The organism is Enterobacter sp. RCC_40 (genome assembly GCF_041360735.1).
GTDB classification, from domain to species: Bacteria; Pseudomonadota; Gammaproteobacteria; order Enterobacterales; family Enterobacteriaceae; genus Enterobacter; species Enterobacter ludwigii.
In genome coordinates, this window is the sequence record NZ_JBFUPR010000006.1 from 57,253 (window position 1) to 71,544 (window position 14,292).

Genomic DNA, 14,292 nt, shown 5'->3' on the forward strand with positions numbered 1-14,292 from the left:
ATGTTCAGCGCACCGCCTGTACAAAAAGTTTCTGTGGTTATCCCCGTTTACAACGAACAGGAGAGCCTGCCCGAACTGATCAGCCGCACGACGGCCGCCTGCGACACGCTCGGCAAAGCCTATGAAATACTGCTGGTGGATGATGGCAGTAGCGATAATTCCGCGCTGATGCTGACCGAAGCCGCGCAGGTCGAGGGCAGCCATATTGTTGCCGTGCTGCTTAACCGTAACTACGGTCAGCACTCCGCCATTATGGCCGGGTTCAGCCACGTGACGGGCGATCTGATTATTACGCTTGATGCCGATCTGCAAAACCCGCCGGAAGAGATCCCGCGTCTGGTTGCAAAGGCCGATGAAGGGTACGACGTGGTCGGCACGGTGCGGCAAAACCGTCAGGACAGCCTGTTCCGTAAGCTGGCTTCCCGCACAATCAACCGTCTGATCCAGCGGACCACCGGCAAAGCGATGGGCGATTATGGCTGCATGCTGCGCGCCTACCGCCGCCATATTGTCGACGCCATGCTGCACTGCCATGAACGCAGCACGTTTATTCCCATTCTCGCGAACACCTTTGCCCGTAAGGCGACGGAAATCCCGGTACTGCACGCCGAGCGCGAGCACGGGGAATCGAAGTACAGCTTTATGCGTCTCATCAACCTGATGTACGACCTTATCACCTGCCTGACCACCACGCCGCTGCGCCTGTTGAGCGTTTTCGGCAGCATCATTGCCGTGTTCGGCTTCGCGCTCTCCGTGCTGCTGGTGTTACTCCGCCTGATCTACGGTCCCCAATGGGCGGCGGAAGGGGTCTTCATGCTCTTTGCCGTGCTGTTTATGTTCATCGGCGCCCAGTTTGTCGGGATGGGCCTGCTCGGGGAATACATTGGCCGTATTTATAACGATGTTCGCGCACGTCCGCGCTACTTTATTCAACGTGTTGTCCGCCAGGAACACAAAGCATCTCAAGAGGAAATTCACCCATGAAAGCTGTTGTCTTTGCCTATCACGATATGGGGTGTGCGGGCACGCTGGCCCTGCTGGAAGCGGGCTATGAAATCGCTGCAATCTTCACGCATCCGGACACGGCCGGAGAGAATAACTTCTTTGGCTCGGTGGCGCGTATCGCCGCAGAGCGCGGTATTCCGGTTTACGCCCCGGACGATGTCAACCATCCGCTGTGGGTGGATCGCATCCGGGCGCTCGCGCCTGATGCCATCTTCTCGTTCTATTATCGCAACCTGATTTGCGATGAGATTTTAAGTCTGGCCGCAAAAGGGGCATTTAATCTTCACGGCTCTTTGCTGCCCGCCTACCGTGGCCGCGCACCGCTGAACTGGGTGCTGGTGAACGGCGAAACGGAAACTGGCGTCACTCTGCACCGTATGGTGCACCGCGCAGATGCCGGTGCCATCATCGCGCAGCAGCGCGTGGCTATCGACGCGGATGAAACTGCGCTGCAGCTTCATCAGAAGCTCTGCACCGTAGCGCAAAGCCTGCTACGTGATGTGTTGCCGACGATCCTTAACGGCACCTTCAGCGAGACCGCGCAGGATGAGAGCAAGGCGAGCTGTTTTGGCCGTCGCCGGCCAGAAGATGGCCGTCTGGACTGGAACAAGCCGGCTCGTCAGTTGCACAACCTGGTGCGTGCCGTTACCGACCCCTGGCCGGGGGCGTACAGCTTTGCAGGCGTAAGTAAATTTATCGTCTGGAAATCCCGCGTACGCGACGACATTCCTGCCGCCAAACCGGGCACCGTTGTCTCGGCTTCCCCGCTGATTGTCAGCTGTGGCGAGCAGGCGCTGGAGATCGTTACCGGGCAAACCGATAACGGCGTTTACGTTCAGGGCGCGCAGCTGGCTCAGTCTCTGGGGCTGGTCACTGGCGCACTGATCACCAGCGCACCGGTTGTGGCCATCAAACGCCGCACCCGCGTGCTGATCCTCGGCGTCAACGGCTTTATCGGCAACCACCTGACCGAGCGTCTGCTGAAAGACGATAACTACGAAATTTATGGTCTGGATATCGGTGCTGATGCCATCAGTCGTTTCCTCGACAACCCGCGTTTCCACTTTGTGGAAGGGGATATCAGCATTCACTCCGAGTGGATTGAATATCACATTAAAAAATGTGACGTGGTGCTGCCGCTGGTGGCGATTGCCACGCCGATTGAGTACACCCGTAACCCGCTGCGCGTGTTCGAGCTGGACTTCGAAGAGAACCTGAAGATCATCCGCGACTGTGTGAAATACGACAAGCGCATCATCTTCCCGTCCACTTCTGAAGTGTACGGCATGTGTACTGACAAAAACTTCGACGAAGATACCTCTAACCTGGTCGTCGGGCCGATCAACAAACAGCGCTGGATTTATTCCGTCTCCAAGCAGCTGCTCGACCGCGTGATCTGGGCCTACGGCGAGAAAGCGGGTCTGCGCTTTACGCTGTTCCGTCCGTTTAACTGGATGGGGCCACGTCTGGATAACCTTAACGCGGCGCGTATCGGCAGCTCACGTGCCATCACCCAACTGATCCTGAACCTGGTGGAAGGCTCGCCCATCAAGCTTATCGAAGGCGGTAAACAAAAACGCTGCTTTACGGATATCAGCGACGGTATCGAGGCGCTGTTCCGCATCATCGAAAACAAAGAGGGTCGCTGCAACGGAGAGATCATCAACATCGGTAATCCGGATAACGAAGCGAGCATTCGCGAGCTGGCTGAGATGCTGCTGGCAAGCTTTGAACGTCATCCGCTGCGCGATCGCTTCCCGCCGTTTGCCGGTTTCCGTGAAGTGGAAAGCAGCAGCTACTACGGTAACGGTTATCAGGACGTTGAGCACCGTAAACCGAGCATTCGTAATGCGAAACGCTGCCTGAACTGGACACCGACGGTGAAGATGGATCAGACCATTGATGAAACGCTCGATTTCTTCCTGCGCACCGTGGAGCTGTCGGAACAGGTCTCATGAGAAAAGTCGGTTTACGCATTGATGTCGACACCTTCAGGGGGACGCGTGACGGCGTACCCAAACTGCTGGAACTGCTGAGCAAGCACAACGTGCGCTCATCCATTTTCTTCAGCGTGGGGCCTGACAATATGGGACGTCATTTATGGCGTCTGGTTAAACCGGCATTTCTGTTCAAAATGCTGCGCTCACGCGCAGCCTCTCTCTACGGCTGGGATATTTTGCTGGCCGGAACCGCATGGCCCGGCAGGCGCATTGGCGCGGGTAATGAAGCCGTTATCCGCGACGCGGCACAGCACCATGAGGTTGGACTGCATGCCTGGGATCACCATGCCTGGCAGGCCTGGGCTGGCGTCTGGGATATTCCACGCCTGTCGCGTGAAGTTGAGCGCGGCATGCTGGAGCTGGAGGCCATTACCGGTCAGACGATTCGCTGTTCCGCCGTGGCGGGATGGCGTGCCGACCAACGCGTGGTGAAAGCTAAAGAACCCTTCGCGTTTCGCTACAACAGCGATTGCCGCGGCACCGGGCCTTTTTTGCCGCTCATCGGGGAGAATCGCCTGGGGACGGTGCAAATCCCGGTCACGCTTCCCACCTGGGATGAAGTGGTTGGGCGCGAGGTCAGTGCCGGAGGGTTCAATCGCTATATTCTGGACTGCATTCATCGCGACGCTGGTACGCCCGTCTATACCATCCACGCGGAAGTGGAAGGGATTGCGTATCAGCATGATTTCGATGCACTGTTGACGATGGCCGCTCAGGAGGAGATTCAGTTTTGTCCATTGAGCGAATTGCTGCCAGAGGATCTTAGCGTCCTGCCCGTGGGCAAAATTGTGCGTAATGAACTGGCTGGCCGGGAAGGCTGGCTTGGCTATCAACAAACCGTGAGTCCGGTATCATGAAAGCAGCTCGTTATGGCTTAGCGCTTCTCGCACTGTTTATCGTTTACTACCTCATTCCGATCGATATCCGCCTGCTGTGGCAGCCTGATGAAACGCGCTATGCGGAAATCAGCCGCGAAATGCTGGCGTCTGGAGACTGGATTGTCCCGCATTTTCTGGGGCTGCGTTACTTTGAAAAGCCGATTGCGGGCTACTGGATCAACAGTATCGGGCAACTGCTGTTTGGGCATACTAACTTTGCCGTGCGCGCCGGCGCCATATTCTCAACCGGGTTGACGGCTCTGCTGGTGATCTGGATGGCGTGGCGCCTGTGGCGGGATAAGCGCGTTGCCATTTTCTCAGGCCTTATCTTCCTGACCCTGTTCCTGGTGTATGGCATTGGTACGTACGCCGTGCTGGATCCCATCATTACCCTGTGGCTGGTGGCCGCTATGTGCAGCTTCTGGCTGGCCTCGCAGGCTGAAACCGTGGCCGGAAAAGCGGGTGGCTACGTGCTGCTCGGGCTTGCCTGCGGCATGGGGGTGATGACCAAAGGATTCCTGGCGCTGGCGGTGCCGGTGATAGGCGTGCTGCCGTGGGTGATTGCGCAGAAGCGCTGGAAAGAGGTGCTGATCTTTGGCTGGCTGGCCATCGTGAGCTGTGTGCTGATCGTCCTGCCCTGGGCGCTGGCCATTGCGCACCGAGAGCCTGATTTCTGGCGCTACTTCTTCTGGGTTGAGCATATTCAGCGCTTTGCCCAGAGCGATGCTCAGCACAAGGCGCCGTTCTGGTACTACCTGCCGTTCCTGCTGGCCGGCAGTCTGCCGTGGCTGGCGCTGTTGCCCGGCGCGTTTCGGCTGGGCTGGCGCGAAAGAGACAACACGGGCGGTGGCTTTTATCTGCTTGGATGGGTCGTGATGCCGCTGCTGTTCTTCAGCATTGCCAAAGGCAAACTGCCAACCTACATCCTGCCGTGTTTTGCTCCGCTGGCTATCCTGATGGCGCGCTATGCCTGCATCGCGGCGGACAAAGGGGCCAGAGCGTTACGCATTAACGGCGGGATTAACCTGGCGTTTGGTGTGATTGGCGTGGTGGCGGCGCTGGTGGTCTCACCGTGGGGGGTTGCTAAGCATCCGGTCTGGACATCCGTTGAGCTGTATAAAGTCTTCTGCGCGGTGCTGGCGTTTCTCGTCTGGGCGGCTGTCGGCTGGTTTACCGTGCGGCAAAGCGCGCAGCGCTGGTGGCTGGCGGCGTTGTGTCCTGCTGGCGTGGCGCTGCTGATCGGGTTTGCCATTCCTAACCTGGTGGTGGATTCCAAACAGCCGCAGTCGCTGGTGGATACCATCCGTGACCCGCTTCAGAGCAGCCGGTTTGTGCTGGCGAACAATGTTGGCGTGGCCTCCGGTCTGGCGTGGGAGCTTAAGCGTAATGACATCATTCTGTTTGGTCAGAGCGGCGAGCTGAGCTACGGGCTAGCGTACCCGGATGTGAAAGACCGGTTTGTCGAGAAAGATAATTTTGCGCAGTGGCTGGCAACGCATCGCCAGCAGGGGGGCGTGTCACTGGTGATCCTGCTGTCAAAACACGACGATATTAAGCGGGCTCATCTGCCAGAACCGGACAGCCTGTATATTCAGGGCCGTCTGGCCTGGCTGCAGTATTTACCGCAATGACGACCTGGCTCTGGTTGATACTGGCAAGCCTGCTGACCTGCGCAGGGCAGCTGTGTCAGAAGCAGGCCACCCGTCCGGCGAAAGCCGGGCGGCGTGGCGCGCATATTATGCTGTGGCTGGGCCTGGCATTGCTGGCACTGGGCAGCGGCATGCTGGTCTGGCTGGTGGTCCTGCAACGCCTGCCTGTCGGCGTTGCCTACCCTATGCTGAGCCTCAATTTTGTCTGGGTGACCCTGGCGGCGAAAGCATTCTGGCATGAAAAAGTCGCGTTGCATCACTGGCTGGGCGTCGGGTTCATCATCATCGGCATTGTTATCCTCGGAGGAAGCCTGTGAGAGGAACGTTCTGGGCGTTATGCAGCGTAATGCTGGTCAGCGCGGCGCAGCTGCTGCTGCGCTATGCCATGCAGGCCCTGCCGCCAGTCAGCGAGCTTTATGCGTTTGTCTCGGCGCTCTGGCACTTCTCATCCGGTACTGGCGCGCTGCTGCTGGGACTCATGGGGTATGTGGCCTCGATGGGCTGCTGGTATCTGGCGTTGCATCGCATGGCACTCAGCAAAGCGTATGCCTTGCTGAGCCTCAGTTACATTCTGGTGTGGGCCGCGGCCATTTTGTTGCCCGGCTGGAACGAACACTTTTCCTGGCACGGGCTGGCGGGGGTCGGGATGATTATTCTCGGCGTGCTGGTGATTTTTATGCCACGGACATCCCGTGGTGAGCAATCGTCCCGGCGGTAAGGGTATAAGGCGTTGAGGTGCAGACGGCAAGACTGAGCGAGCCGAACTGGAGCTGGCTTACCGAATGCGTCTGCGACGTGCTGTCGATGCTGACAATCTGCCAGGCGCTGCCGCCTCGCTGCTTCACGATGGCCTCTTTACGCGTCCAGATCCCCCAGAAAGCAGAAAGCTTTGTCTCCGGGTCTTCGCGCTCCAGCTCCGCATGTTCCGCCACGCTGAAGACGGCGTTAGCCAGCGCCTGCCAGTTTTCACGTGGGCGGATAACTTCGATATCACATCCCACTTCGCCTTCGTCGCTCAGCAGCAGCGCGATATTATCGCCGCTGTGACTCAGGTTAAACCAGAAGGGCTGCGCATCCACGAAGGCCGGCTTCCCTTGCTCACCATAGACGATCTCGGGTAACGGAGAAGGAGAAAGCGTTTTGGCGAGCAGGGTTCTCCCCGCCAGCCAGGATGCATTTCGTGCACCCGCAGGTGCCATATGTGCAAGCGTCGACGCCAGCGGGTCTGCGCTCAGGGTGGAGATCTTTCCCAGTATAAACTGGTACATAGTTACGCCCAGCGTTTGATGATTATCGACGTGTTGATGCCGCCAAATGCGAAGTTATTGCTTTGCAGATACTCGCAGTCAATCTGACGGGCTTCACCCATAATATAATCTAAAGCACCACATTGCTCATCCGGTTGTCTTAAATTGAGCGTCGGGGCAAACCAGCCCTCACGCATCATCTGCAGACTCATCCAGGCTTCCAGCGCCCCACAGGCGCCTAACGTGTGGCCAAAATAGCTCTTCAGCGACGAAATTGGCACGTTGTCGCCAAAGATGGCGGCGGTGGCCTGGCTTTCGGCGATATCACCGCGGTCGGTGGCGGTACCGTGCGCGGAGATGTACCCCATGTCCCGCGCGCTTAACCCTGCTAACGCCAGCGACTGCTCCATACAAATTTGCATGGTTTCTCGCTGTGGCTGGGTAATATGGGCTGCATCACAGTTGGTGGCGAAGCCAACGATCTCGCCATAGATAGTTGCACCGCGTGCTCTGGCATGCTCAAGCTCTTCCAGAATCAGGGTGCCTGCGCCTTCCCCAATGACCAGACCATCACGCTGCGTATCAAATGGCGAAGGGGTGGTTTTCGGCGCATCGTTGCGCTGGCTGGTCGCGAATAAGGTGTCAAATACCGCCGCCTCTGACGGACAAAGCTCCTCTGCTCCGCCTGCGACCATCACGGTCTGATAACCGTGACGAATGGCTTCCCAGGCGTAGCCAATAGCCTGACTGCCCGACGTACAGGCACTCGACGTCGGGATAACGCGACCCCGAAGGCCAAAGAACAGGCCGGTATTCACCGCGGTCGTGTGCGGCATCATCTGCACATAGGTCGTACCGGTGATGTTGTGGGTGTGTTTTTCGGTGAGCATGGTGGCGAATTCGCTGACCGGCCCGGTACTGCCTGTGGAGGAACCATAGGCGATACCGGTTTGGCCATTTGTGAGCACCGCCTCGCCAATCAGCCCCGCCTGCTCCAGCGCCAGCTCGGTGGCGCGGGTCGACATCAACGACACGCGGCCCATGGCGCGAATACGCTTGCGGGTATAGTGTTCCGGCAGGGTGAAATCATCAATCGGCGCGCCCAGCAGAGTGTGGAGGCCATCGTAAACCTGCCACTCCGGCATTTTGCGTACCGCGTTGTCATACGCCAGCAGCCTGCGGGAAACGGATTGCCAGTCCTCACCGAAGGCGGTAACGCCGCCCATACCGGTAATCACCACGCGACGCGTCATAGCATTCCTCCGTTAATGGAAATGACCTGGCGGGTAACGTAGCCTGCAATATCTGACATCAGATAGCTGGCAAGTCCTGCAACCTCTTCGGCCTGGCCCATTCGTTTCATGGGAATGATGGACATTGCCTCTTTCAGCGCAGCCTCTTCCATTTCAATCATGCCGGTATCAATCAGCCCCGGCGCAATGCAGTTCACGGTGATTTTGCGTTTTGCCAGCTCAATTGCCAGTGCTTTGGTCGCGCCAATAATGCCCGCTTTTGCCGCGCTGTAGTTCACCTGACCGCGGTTGCCCATCATGCCGGACACGGAGGATAAAGTGATAATGCGCCCCCCTTTTCGGGTGGCGATCATCGGCATAATGCAGGGTTGAATAACGTTATAAAAACTGTCGAGATTAGTATGGATGACGCTGTCCCAGTCGTCTTCGCTGAGGGCCGGAAACGCACCGTCGCGGGTGATACCGGCATTACTGACCACGCCATACCATGCGCCGTGGGCCTCGATATTCTGCTCCAGCACGTCACGGCACTGTTCGCGGTTACCTGCATCGAAAGAGAGCAGGCGACCCTGACCGCCCGCCTGTGTGATGGTATCCAGCGTCGCCTGCGCGCCTGCGGCGTCACGGTGGTAATGTACGCCTACGGTAAACCCGTCAGCGGCAAGCTGGCAGGCGATGGCACGACCAATGCCTTTGCTGGCCCCGGTGACCAGTACGGAACGACTCATGCGTGAGATCCCTGATTAAAAAGCGATGTTAATTCTTCTGCGCTCGGCTGGAAGGTATTGACCCGGCCCGTGGCCAGCGTCTCCTCACCTGAGGAGATCGTACATTCAAAACTGCCGAAGCGTTCATCCTGCATCAGCAGTCTGACGGTGATGTCCAGCGTCGCGTCTTTTGCGAAACGTCCACTGGCGCAGACCAACTCGCGCGCACCCAGCACCATGCCCAGCGCAATATGATCTTGCCCTTTCTGCTGGCGATGCCAGCCTGACCAGACGCCAACGGTCTGCGCCATCAGTTCGAGCGCGTACCAGCCAGGTAAATCGCCCTCCGCATTCAAAAAGGGCGCCAGTACGCTTTGGCCGTTGACCGCGACACGGCATACGGCGGAATCGTCTGTGACGCGTTCAACGGATCCCAGCAGCATCATTGGCGCATCGTGCGGCAGATAGTCGACGGGTGATAAGTAGCTCATGACACTCTCCCCAACAGGATGCTGGCATTGTTGCCACCAAACGCGAACGAGTTAGATAAAATGACCGGTTTTTTCAGCGCGGTGCTCTGGTGCAGCACGCCGCACGGCGACAGCGTCTCGTCCGGCGCGTAGCGGGCGAAATCCTGTGGGGGTAACGGCAGGTCACGCGTCAGAATAAGCCAGCTCAACGCCGCTTCGGTGATACCGGCAGCGCCCAGCGTATGGCCGGTAAGGTGTTTGGTAGAACTGCAGGGCACGTTTTCTCCAAAGAGGTCGTGTACCACGTGTGATTCAATCTGATCGTTGAGCGGTGTGGCGGTGCCGTGCAGGTTGATATAGCCAATATCCTCCGGCTGCAGACCCGCGTCATTGAGCGCCTGGGTAATGGCGCGAATGGCGCCTTCACCCTGCGGATGCGGCGCCGAAATATGGTAAGCATCGCTGGACTCGCCTGTTCCCAGCAGCGCGACCCCGGCGGGCTCACGGGTCAACACCATCAGCGCAGCGGCTTCACCAATGGTGATACCCCGACGGTCGCGGCCAAACGGCTCGCAGAGCGTTGGAGAAAGCGATTCCAGACTGTGAAAGCCATTGACGGGCATCCGGCTCAGGGTATCTGCGCCGCCAACAATGGCAATATCCACCAGCCCGGCGTCAATCAGACGCCGGCCGCTGATGATTGCCCGCGCGCTGGAGGAGCAGGCGGTCGAGAGGGTATATGCCGGGCCCTCGAGCTGTAACCAGTTTGCCAGAAAGCGGGACGGATCGCCCAGCTCCTGTTGCGGATACTGCCACCGGGTGCTGGCTTCGCCGTTGAGCGTTAATCGTACGTGCTCATCCCCTTCATCGAGGCCGGAGGTGCTGGTACCCAAAACCACGGCCACGCGGTCGCGGCCGACCCGGGCAATCGCGTCGTCAACGGCGGATTGAATCTGTGCCAGCGCGGCCAGCAGCAGCTGGTTATTGCGGGTGCGGTGCGCGGACAGGGTATCCGGAATGGACGGCAACTCGCCTTCCACGCCACCCAGCACGGCGTCGGGCGCATCCTGCAACCAGCCGGACCGACAATGCATGCCAGGGGCTACGCCCGCCGTCAGGTTAGCGGCAATCTCATCCAGCGAGTTACCCAGCGCGTTGACCATGCCAACAGCAGAAATGTAAATCATCTCAGTCACCCAGATATTGAATGGTGATGTGGTAGTTAAAGACGTGTTGCTCGATGCTGATTGGCACGCGCTTGCCTTTGCGTTGCAGGTAGACAATGTCAGTGACCAGCTTGCCGCTGGCATTGCGTAGCTCGCGCCGATCGCCCTTGTCTTTAAGCGTCCAGCCCTTCGGCAGTTGTGGCTGCCAGGCGCTGAGTGGCCAGTGGCTGAGCATCACATCGGCCAGTACCTGGCTGGCGGGAGGCAGCTGCGGTACAACGATCGACTGTTCGGTGTGGATCCCGGTGTCGTCGTAAGTCGCCAGGAACAGACGGATACCGACGGAAGAGAGCCCGGCAAGCGTCACTTTGTGATCATCCGCGTTGAGCATGACCAGCAGGGACTGCGTTTGTCCGTTGAAGGTTCCGGTCAGCAGCTGCTGCGAACTGACCGCCGGGGTAATACCGGGCGGCGGCAGCGTCACTCGGGTTCCCGGCTGAAGCCAGGCCTGCGGACGTGTCCCTTCAGTATCGGTCGAATGGCTACAGCCTGCCAGCAGCAGCGTCGCGACCAGCGCGGCTGCGCGGTAAAAAGCATTCATTTTCGTTTTCTCTCTTTCTTAACAGGCATCGCCAGCGGCGCCAGCAGGAAGGCGGTAAAAATGCCGCTCACCAGCACAATACCGAAGCTGCTGATGGCCTGCGTGGCGCTGAACACGAGCATGCCTAACGTCAGCAGCGTGGTCATCATCGCCAGCGTGATGGCCAGCATCGACGTCAGCGGCGTACCGCGCGGGTTGCCGAAAAACAGCGTGTAGTTAATGCCAATGCCGAGCACCAGGACCAGCGCCAGCAGTGAAAACAGATTTACCGAATGCCCCGTGACGGCCAGCGCGGCCAGCCCGCAGCTGAGCGACAGCACGGACGGGACCAGACTGATAAGCCCTTTTCGCCAGCCGAGGCGTACCATCGCCCCGCAGGCAATCACCGCCAGCGCGACAAACAAGAGTCCCGTTAACAGCGTGCGGTAGAGCGCAAACAGGCTGTCAAAACTGGCCTTGCGATCGACCCAGACGACGCCCGCATGACGGGCGGCTACTTCGCTGAGTGCGGCGCTGTTGCGGGCGTTGTCCACCGGCACTAACACACCGCTTTCGCCGTCAGGCAGGGTCAGCCACAGCAGACGCCAGCCTTCGCTGGCCGGGCTGGCGAGCCACGCCTCCACGCTCACGGGCATGGCGTTCAGATTCGGTGTGACGGTGTTCAGCCCCGCGTTTCGCAGCGCGTTCGTTATGGCCGGCGCGGCCTGCTGCAACAGCAGCAGATCGCTTTTCTGGCGCGCCAGCGAATTTAAGGGCAGGGTCCGCCAGCGGGTAATATCCCCCGCTTTTTGGGCCTGGGCTAACGCCGGGGTAAAGGCTTCCAGCCGTTCCAGCGTTTGCTGCGGCGATGCGCCATACACCACAAACCATTTCTGATCGACACCTTGCCCGGTCAGGGCGGTAATGGTTTTCTCCTGCGCCAGAATGTCTTTGGGCAGCGCCTGTAGCTGGGCGATATCGTCGTTGACCTTCAGGGTGGCAAGCCCGGCAGCCGAGACCAGCGCCAGTACCACAGGCAGGCCCACAGAGAGTTTTTTATTGCGTCGCCAGGCGGCCAGCCAGCGCAACATCAGGACCATAAACGGAACCGCACGCACCGGCAAACCACGGCACAGCCAGGGATGCCAGAAAATCACCGTCAGGCAGGAGGCGCTCAGCCCCACCGCGGCAAACACCGCCATCTGGCGGATCCCGGGGAAGGGGGCCAGCATCATAATCAGGTAGGCGGCAACGGTCGTCAGCAGCGCCAGCAGCAGCGCATTACGCACTTTGGCCAGGCTTTGCCACGGGGAATGTTCTGCGCCGTGCACCATGCGTTCGGTGAGGTAATAGAGCGTGTAATCCGCTGAAATTCCGATGATGCTCATGCTCATCACCAGCGTCATCAGATGCAATTCGCCAAACAGCAGCAGCGTCACCACCGTGCCCGCCAGCGCACCTGTGGCAATGGAAATCAGACACAGCAGCAGGGGTTTCAGGGAACGAAACACTGCCAGGATCAGCAGGATAACCCCAAGGATCGTGACGATGCCCAGCGTGGAGATGTCCCGTTTTGCCTGCTGGCTGGCGTAATCACTGTAAAACACGGTACCGCGTGAGAGCAGCTGCGCCTGCGGAAAGCGCGTTTTCAGCGTCTCCTGCAGGGCGGTAAGGGTGGTTACCAGCTGATGGGTTTGCTGCATATCAAACGATGATCCCGCCAGCTCACCGTGCAGCATATACCAGTAATTTCCACTGGCATCCTGGGTAACCAGCCAGCCGTCCATCAGCCGTAGCTTCTGGCTGTTTTGCGCCAGCGCCAGCTGCGAGCCGCGCATCAGCATCAGAGGATCGTTTTGCAACTCTTTGCCACTCACGCCGGAAAAGGCCGAGTAGAGCTGGGATAAAATCCACTGCGCCTGCGCCTCACCGCCGTTTTGCAGGCGGGCCCGGGTGGCCGAATCAATCAGGCCGTTGCGATGCTGCCAGAAGAACTCGCCCCAGGCCTTTTGCCCGGCGGCGTCCATCGGGCCTTTAACCTCCCTGAGCGAATGGCTGTTTTTCAACAGATCCAGCCACTGCTGCGCCACCCGCGGATCGGGTTCTTTACCGGGACTGACCAGCCAGACAAGCTGGCGGTCAAGACGCTGTATAAACGCGTCGTTGAGTGCCGGCGGGATTGCCCCGAGCGTCTGCTTCGGCAGCATAGCCAGTACGCTGCTGTTCAGACGCGCGCCGGGCAGCAGCGACAGCAACACGCCCAACAGAATCAGGCATACCGTCGCCCACAGCAGCGCCGGGCGCAGGGATTTACGGTGCGGCAAAGCGTTGGCGTTCGTCATCGGTCAGGCTGGCGGGCGTCAGTGTGTGGCGGGAAAGGACGATATCGGTACGGTCGCCCTGCTTATCGTTGAGGCGAATCGTCTCAAGGTAGGTCGCGCCGCCCAGATCGAGGGTGGCGAAAATTTTGTCCAGCGGTGTCGTTGTGGGGGTCAGCACCAGCGACCAGCGGCCTTCGCCGAGATCGCGAAAATCGATGCGGAAGTTCTCTTCCAGCACCTTGCGGTCGGCCTGGAACAGCGCCCGCAGCAGGTGGTTGAACTGGAACATCTGCGGATTATTGTCGGCGGTGATGGTCTGCGGAGGCTGGCCGTTGATCGTCTGGATCATCCGTTTATCATCCAGCAACAACGTCATGGGGAAAGGCGCTTTTTGATCCCACAGCAGGCCGCTGTCGCGTGCGATCAACATTTCGCCCTGCGAGCGCAGCGGCTGCGGCAGATCCTTAATCGTCCGGACCTGTTCGAAATGTGCGCGCACGACAGGTTGCCCGGTAAACCGCTGCTGCAGCTCATCCAGCGTCACGGCGCTCACCAGCGGGCTGATCATCAGTGCCAGCACAGGCAACCATCTCATGGCGTAACTCCCATTCGTTCAAACAATATAGCCGGGCTGACAAAGCACATTTCACGGCTGGCTTCTTCGACGGCCACCTGGATGGTATAGCCGGTGGTGGTGCGTTTACCGGTTTGCGCGTCGAAAATTTGATAGGCGATGCGCAGACGGTTTTCATACTCTTCGATGTGCGCGCGCACACGGATGCGCTGCTCAAAGGTCACCGCATCGCGGTATTTCACCCGGGTATCGACTACCGGCCAGACATAGCCTGACGCCTTCATCTGGCGATAGCCGTAGTTAAACTGGTTGAGCAGCGCCTCGCGGGCAATCTCAAAGTAGCGAAAATAGTTGCCGTGCCAGACCACACCCATCATATCGACATCGTGGAACGGAACGGTGATTTCTACTTCGGTCGTAAAGCGGGGATCGGTCAGCACCC

15 protein-coding genes are annotated in these 14,292 nt (G+C 59.0%); 6 read left to right on the forward strand and 9 right to left on the reverse strand.

What is annotated here, in order from left to right:
* From arnC to arnF, 6 genes are read left to right on the forward strand one after another with little or no spacing between them, the layout of a single operon-like run.
* Positions 1-984, forward strand: coding sequence for an undecaprenyl-phosphate 4-deoxy-4-formamido-L-arabinose transferase (gene arnC, locus AB6731_RS18415; RefSeq protein ID WP_044858896.1), 984 nt, complete (start codon positions 1-3; stop codon positions 982-984).
* Positions 981-2,963, forward strand: a complete 1,983-nt coding sequence (gene arnA, locus AB6731_RS18420; RefSeq protein ID WP_371006647.1) for a bifunctional UDP-4-amino-4-deoxy-L-arabinose formyltransferase/UDP-glucuronic acid oxidase ArnA — start codon at positions 981-983, stop codon at positions 2,961-2,963. Before arnC ends, arnA begins: the two co-directional genes overlap by 4 nt.
* Positions 2,960-3,862, forward strand: coding sequence for a 4-deoxy-4-formamido-L-arabinose-phosphoundecaprenol deformylase (gene arnD / locus AB6731_RS18425; RefSeq protein ID WP_063215119.1), 903 nt, complete (start codon positions 2,960-2,962; stop codon positions 3,860-3,862). The genes arnA and arnD overlap by 4 nt, the downstream gene beginning before the upstream one ends.
* Positions 3,859-5,514 (forward strand): lipid IV(A) 4-amino-4-deoxy-L-arabinosyltransferase, encoded by a 1,656-nt coding sequence (gene arnT, locus AB6731_RS18430; RefSeq protein WP_063435118.1) that lies wholly within the window; start codon positions 3,859-3,861, stop codon positions 5,512-5,514. The genes arnD and arnT overlap by 4 nt, the downstream gene beginning before the upstream one ends.
* Positions 5,511-5,849 (forward strand): 4-amino-4-deoxy-L-arabinose-phosphoundecaprenol flippase subunit ArnE, encoded by a 339-nt coding sequence (arnE, locus tag AB6731_RS18435; RefSeq protein WP_014172049.1) that lies wholly within the window; start codon positions 5,511-5,513, stop codon positions 5,847-5,849. The genes arnT and arnE overlap by 4 nt, the downstream gene beginning before the upstream one ends.
* Positions 5,846-6,250, forward strand: a complete 405-nt coding sequence (gene arnF / locus AB6731_RS18440; protein WP_049021795.1) for a 4-amino-4-deoxy-L-arabinose-phosphoundecaprenol flippase subunit ArnF — start codon at positions 5,846-5,848, stop codon at positions 6,248-6,250. The genes arnE and arnF overlap by 4 nt, the downstream gene beginning before the upstream one ends.
* Here arnF and acpT read toward each other — a convergent pair.
* The 9 genes from acpT to AB6731_RS18485 are packed head-to-tail and all read right to left on the reverse strand — an operon-like array spanning position 6,207 to position 14,290.
* A complete protein-coding gene (gene acpT, locus AB6731_RS18445) occupies positions 6,207-6,800 on the reverse strand; it encodes a 4'-phosphopantetheinyl transferase AcpT (protein WP_025202827.1) in 594 nt (197 codons plus the stop codon). The two genes, arnF and acpT, sit on opposite strands and share 44 nt — an antisense overlap.
* A gap of 2 nt (positions 6,801-6,802) precedes the next feature.
* On the reverse strand, positions 6,803-8,032 hold the full coding sequence (locus tag AB6731_RS18450; RefSeq protein ID WP_014172046.1) for a beta-ketoacyl-ACP synthase: 1,230 nt from the start codon (positions 8,030-8,032) through the stop codon (positions 6,803-6,805).
* On the reverse strand, positions 8,029-8,760 hold the full coding sequence (locus AB6731_RS18455) for a 3-ketoacyl-ACP reductase FabG2 (RefSeq protein ID WP_014172045.1): 732 nt from the start codon (positions 8,758-8,760) through the stop codon (positions 8,029-8,031). The genes AB6731_RS18450 and AB6731_RS18455 overlap by 4 nt, the downstream gene beginning before the upstream one ends.
* Positions 8,757-9,230, reverse strand: a complete 474-nt coding sequence (locus AB6731_RS18460; RefSeq protein WP_025202828.1) for a 3-hydroxy-fatty acyl-ACP dehydratase — start codon at positions 9,228-9,230, stop codon at positions 8,757-8,759. Before AB6731_RS18460 ends, AB6731_RS18455 begins: the two co-directional genes overlap by 4 nt.
* Entirely contained in the window at positions 9,227-10,396 is a 1,170-nt protein-coding gene (locus AB6731_RS18465; RefSeq protein ID WP_047355831.1) for a beta-ketoacyl-[acyl-carrier-protein] synthase family protein, read from the reverse strand. Before AB6731_RS18465 ends, AB6731_RS18460 begins: the two co-directional genes overlap by 4 nt.
* A gap of 1 nt (position 10,397) precedes the next feature.
* On the reverse strand, positions 10,398-10,976 hold the full coding sequence (locus tag AB6731_RS18470; protein ID WP_014172042.1) for a DUF3261 domain-containing protein: 579 nt from the start codon (positions 10,974-10,976) through the stop codon (positions 10,398-10,400).
* Positions 10,973-13,297 carry an MMPL family transporter gene (locus AB6731_RS18475; protein WP_371006648.1) on the reverse strand — a complete coding sequence of 775 codons (2,325 nt, stop codon included), beginning with the start codon at positions 13,295-13,297 and terminating at the stop codon, positions 10,973-10,975. The genes AB6731_RS18470 and AB6731_RS18475 overlap by 4 nt, the downstream gene beginning before the upstream one ends.
* Positions 13,266-13,871, reverse strand: coding sequence for an outer membrane lipoprotein carrier protein LolA (locus tag AB6731_RS18480; protein WP_025202832.1), 606 nt, complete (start codon positions 13,869-13,871; stop codon positions 13,266-13,268). The genes AB6731_RS18475 and AB6731_RS18480 overlap by 32 nt, the downstream gene beginning before the upstream one ends.
* Complete coding sequence (locus AB6731_RS18485) at positions 13,868-14,290, reverse strand: thioesterase family protein (protein ID WP_014172038.1); 423 nt, start codon at positions 14,288-14,290, stop codon at positions 13,868-13,870. Before AB6731_RS18485 ends, AB6731_RS18480 begins: the two co-directional genes overlap by 4 nt.
* Positions 14,291-14,292 lie beyond the last annotated feature (2 nt).

Coding starts and splice junctions, on each gene's coding strand:
- arnC (WP_044858896.1), top strand. CDS start 1: ATGTTCAGCGCACCGCCTGTACAAAAAGTTTCTGTGGTTATCCCCGTT.
- arnA (WP_371006647.1), top strand. CDS start 981: ATGAAAGCTGTTGTCTTTGCCTATCACGATATGGGGTGTGCGGGCACG.
- arnD (WP_063215119.1), top strand. CDS start 2,960: ATGAGAAAAGTCGGTTTACGCATTGATGTCGACACCTTCAGGGGGACG.
- arnT (WP_063435118.1), top strand. CDS start 3,859: ATGAAAGCAGCTCGTTATGGCTTAGCGCTTCTCGCACTGTTTATCGTT.
- arnE (WP_014172049.1), top strand. CDS start 5,511: ATGACGACCTGGCTCTGGTTGATACTGGCAAGCCTGCTGACCTGCGCA.
- acpT (WP_025202827.1), bottom strand. CDS start 6,800: ATGTACCAGTTTATACTGGGAAAGATCTCCACCCTGAGCGCAGACCCG.
- AB6731_RS18450 (WP_014172046.1), bottom strand. CDS start 8,032: ATGACGCGTCGCGTGGTGATTACCGGTATGGGCGGCGTTACCGCCTTC.
- AB6731_RS18455 (WP_014172045.1), bottom strand. CDS start 8,760: ATGAGTCGTTCCGTACTGGTCACCGGGGCCAGCAAAGGCATTGGTCGT.
- AB6731_RS18460 (WP_025202828.1), bottom strand. CDS start 9,230: ATGAGCTACTTATCACCCGTCGACTATCTGCCGCACGATGCGCCAATG.
- AB6731_RS18465 (WP_047355831.1), bottom strand. CDS start 10,396: ATGATTTACATTTCTGCTGTTGGCATGGTCAACGCGCTGGGTAACTCG.
- AB6731_RS18470 (WP_014172042.1), bottom strand. CDS start 10,976: ATGAATGCTTTTTACCGCGCAGCCGCGCTGGTCGCGACGCTGCTGCTG.
- AB6731_RS18475 (WP_371006648.1), bottom strand. CDS start 13,297: ATGACGAACGCCAACGCTTTGCCGCACCGTAAATCCCTGCGCCCGGCG.
- AB6731_RS18480 (WP_025202832.1), bottom strand. CDS start 13,871: ATGAGATGGTTGCCTGTGCTGGCACTGATGATCAGCCCGCTGGTGAGC.